Source organism: Novosphingobium sp. FSW06-99, from assembly GCF_001519065.1.
Classification (GTDB): domain Bacteria; phylum Pseudomonadota; class Alphaproteobacteria; order Sphingomonadales; family Sphingomonadaceae; genus Novosphingobium.
In genome coordinates this window covers 1-3,374 of sequence record NZ_KQ954275.1, presented here as the reverse complement: position 1 = coordinate 3,374, position 3,374 = coordinate 1, and the positions used below count along the sequence as shown (strand labels likewise).

6 protein-coding genes are annotated in these 3,374 nt (G+C 55.8%); 5 read left to right on the top strand and 1 reads right to left on the bottom strand.

Features of this window, described 5'->3' with window-relative positions; translation table 11 throughout:
* From AQZ49_RS21580 to AQZ49_RS21575, 3 genes are all read left to right on the top strand, one after another.
* On the top strand, positions 1-946 hold a 946-nt coding region (locus AQZ49_RS21580; protein ID WP_156428440.1), incomplete at its 5' end, for a DUF5131 family protein.
* On the top strand, positions 943-1,251 hold the full coding sequence (locus AQZ49_RS22465) for a hypothetical protein (protein ID WP_156428439.1): 309 nt from the start codon (positions 943-945) through the stop codon (positions 1,249-1,251). The genes AQZ49_RS21580 and AQZ49_RS22465, both read left to right, overlap by 4 nt.
* 904 nt (positions 1,252-2,155) lie before the next feature.
* Complete coding sequence (locus tag AQZ49_RS21575) at positions 2,156-2,515, top strand: hypothetical protein (protein WP_067621028.1); 360 nt, start codon at positions 2,156-2,158, stop codon at positions 2,513-2,515.
* 125 nt (positions 2,516-2,640) lie between these two features.
* Here the strand turns inward: AQZ49_RS21575 and AQZ49_RS21570 are convergent, their stop codons facing one another.
* Positions 2,641-2,862, bottom strand: a complete 222-nt coding sequence (locus AQZ49_RS21570) for a hypothetical protein (protein WP_067621026.1) — start codon at positions 2,860-2,862, stop codon at positions 2,641-2,643.
* A gap of 148 nt (positions 2,863-3,010) precedes the next feature.
* Here AQZ49_RS21570 and AQZ49_RS22460 point away from each other — a divergent pair, with 148 nt between their 5' ends.
* Positions 3,011-3,181, top strand: coding sequence for a hypothetical protein (locus tag AQZ49_RS22460; protein ID WP_156428438.1), 171 nt, complete (start codon positions 3,011-3,013; stop codon positions 3,179-3,181).
* Between the two features lie 71 nt (positions 3,182-3,252).
* On the top strand, positions 3,253-3,374 hold a 122-nt coding region (locus AQZ49_RS23050), incomplete at its 3' end, for a recombinase family protein (protein ID WP_197411160.1).

Sequence of the window (3,374 nt, the reverse complement as noted above, 5' to 3'; positions counted from 1 at the left end):
CGCGTGCCCACATCACAGCTTTCAGGTTTTGACCAAGCGCCCTGCCCGGGCAGTGAAGCTCACCCGCGAACTTGGGTTGAAGTGGACGCCGAACATCTGGTTCGGCGCAAGCGTGGCGGAAAACAAGTTTGCCAAGCCCTTTGTCCGCGAGCTTCTCAAAGTCCCCGCCAGCGTCCGCTTTATTTCGGCTGAGCCGTTGCTGGAAGCGTTGCCTGACCTTGATGTGGCAGCAGTCGACTGGGTGATCGCTGGCGGCGAAAGCGGGGTTTCGTCCGGTCGTCGTCCGATCATGCCGCTCGATCCCGATTGGGTCCGTGATCTGCGGGATCGTTGCGCCTTCGCGGGAACGCCGTTCTTCTTCAAGCAGTGGGGCGCGCACGACGCCAACGGCGTGAAGGTGGGCAAGAAGGACGCGGGTCACGAACTGGATGGCATGACGCTCTGGCAGATGCCCGCGAGCGTGTTTGACCGCACGGAGGTGAAAAACCCCCAGTGGACTCGCGTCAGCAAGCCGACAATGCGCGCGCTCGCTAACGGCCAGATCGCGCCCAAACCGAGCCAACGTGAGCTTGTCCAAAATGCGCCATACATCTTGGTCAATACCGATACCGGCTTCGTCGAGACCATCTCGGATGAGGAAGATATGATTCTCGAAGTCTTGGGGGGTGACCATCTCACTGGTGGTGACAACCCGAACTTTGGCCCTCGACCGGCTCGCCTGCGCGATGTGCGTCGTCGCCTCGCAGACATCATGGTCGCGGCATTGGAAGACAGCGGTGATCAGCTTCGTTTGGACATCGCGGACGAAAGCCGGTTGGTGAAAGCTATGGTAGTGTTCTTCCGCGCAAGCCGGACTGTCGGGTTCGCGAAAATCCAGAATGGATTGTTCGACACACCCGATCTGACCGTTGCCGAACTTCTTGAAAATATCGGAGACGCGGTATGAGCACCGATCGCAAAGTAGCCCATAACTGGGACGATGGCCGCGAGGAGGTAAGCGCTGAGCATACGCGTCTCGAAACCGAGCGGGATCAATACAAGAACCAGCTTGATGCGATCCGTGCGTTGCTCGGGGCTCCACCGCAAGAGTTCAATAATTATCTCATGAAAATAGTCGAACTTAGCGCAAAAAAACGCGGACGATATTGTGAAAGACGCTTATTCACCGGAAATGGGTGCCCGTTTGCGCCGATCTTCAGCCACCAAGCGCTACTGCCTAGAACAGCAAAAAGCCGAGTGGGAACTCGATGACTACGACCAAGCCATCATCACTTTGAAATGTTATTAACTACCACGGCCATCACGTCCGAGCATTATTATATTGTCCGTGCGCCGATCTAGTCGAGCGTCCACGCTATTTCTCTTATAGTATTTAGTGAAATAGGACGGACGGGTTTTATCTTGCGAGGAACTCAAGGGGGCAGGTATCGAGTGGCATCTGCCTTGATTCGGTGCGCAGCATCGGATCGAGGGAGATGGCGGGAGATGCCAAGGCCCCTCCTTCGTGATCTTGAGATTGGATCGCGGGCCTTTGGCCCGCTGTGCAATCTTTGGATCATGGTGCGATATTATGACACGAGCCAGACGGTCTGGCTGCGCTCCGCTTCACCAGACCGTCGGTCGCAACCCGTTCGTAGCCCGCGTCATCGCAAGCGATGCCTTGGCTACTCCGTGTTGGCTCTGGTGATGTCGATGGAGAAGGGATCAATCTGCTTCCCCTTCGCAAGATTCACTTTCCCGTCCAAGCTCAAGGGGGCGGAGCCCCCGACCTCTCAGATCGGCGGGTGGACGGCCATTCCAGAACCATCATGGAAATCGGCCCGCAGAAAGCCCCAGAAAACCGTCATTTGAGATAGTCGGAAACTGGTGTTCGCAAACCAGTTGAAAATGGAAGGGCAGATCGGTGATAGTCAGTGCGGCAACGGAGGCGGCAGATGGAAACGGCAGATGATGCGGTTGAACCTACAAAGCGCAAGGAAGTGCCCAGTCGATTCCGCAAGGTAAAATCGACAGCCCGTTTGGCGGGTGTTCAAGCGACCATCGAGAGCATGATGGGGCTGCCTACTGGGTCAGTTCGTTTTGTTATGCCTGATGGAAGAACGGTGAGATCGGATGCTATGGTGAAGACCTTGCGGTCGCACTGGGGGGAATAGCTTTGCTCTACGACATCGCAGGGTATCCGCCTGAAAGCACGATCAGGGTCTTGGTGGGCACACGCGCTCTTCCCCTACGCTTCAACGGTGAGAAGGTCGATCTACACGATACAATCGTGGCGTCTCATCTGAGCGTTTCTGACACCTTTCACGTGATGTGGCGCACAGACAGCATCGAATGGAAGTTTTGGGACGAGGAAGCGATAGAGAAAATCGGCGAGCAAATTCGCTACGATTTTGAGTTTGAGAGATATGAAGTCGAAGTCGTGTGTATCTCAGGACACGACGAACCTTGCAGCGAAGAGGGAAACTGGGAGGTTACCGTCATCGGTTACAGGGATGACGAAGCCGAGGCGGTGTAATCCTGCCACGGCTCCATCGTGTAGAGTGGCTCAATCGTGGAAGTGGCGATCTGTTGAGCGTTTACCTGATCCCGGCATCAAAGGCCGATGAGATCGCGGCGATGTGATCGGGTGAGGACTTGGCCTCAGTCAGGCTTGGCCTGATCAGCACCCGTTACCGAGACATCAGCTTCACGCCGATCCAGTGCTTCCTCGATCAGCAGGCGAATGAAGTCGCCTTGCCTCATCGATCCACGCAAAGCGTCGATACGATCCTTCGTGCCCTCGCGAGCGCGGAAGTGGAAGGCTTCGTCAAAGATGCGTGGTTTGGTCACGCGTCCACGGATAGCGGTATCGCTTTCTTTCATCCAGTCCCCTGATGGCGAGATGTCGCATCGATCATTGACCGCATAAGCGGTATCACTTATGCATTTAAGCGGTATCGCATATGGGTTCAAGGACTTCGGCTCCGACGATCCGTCGATCACCAAAACGGGACGCCAAGGAGGAAGATGAATGATCTATCGCGTTGAATACCTGCGCCCTCAAGACGCTCACTGGACCCTTGCCGCTGATGGCAACGACCAAGCGATGATGATCAATAGCGCGAGGTCTGTGGCCCGCGAACGCAGGCGAGATAAGGTCCGGTTGGTCGATGCCAACGGCTCAGTTCTGTGGATGAGCTAACCGCCAAAACCATATGATTGACGAATAAGCGATACCGTATATATAAGCGGTATCGCTTATGAGGTGACATCATGATCAAACGCGTAGCCCTTTACACCCGGGTCTCGACCGACAGCCAGACCGTCGAGAACCAGCAACTTGAACTCAAGGCCGTGGCCACGAGGCTTGGCTGGAGCGTTGTCGCCGAACTCAG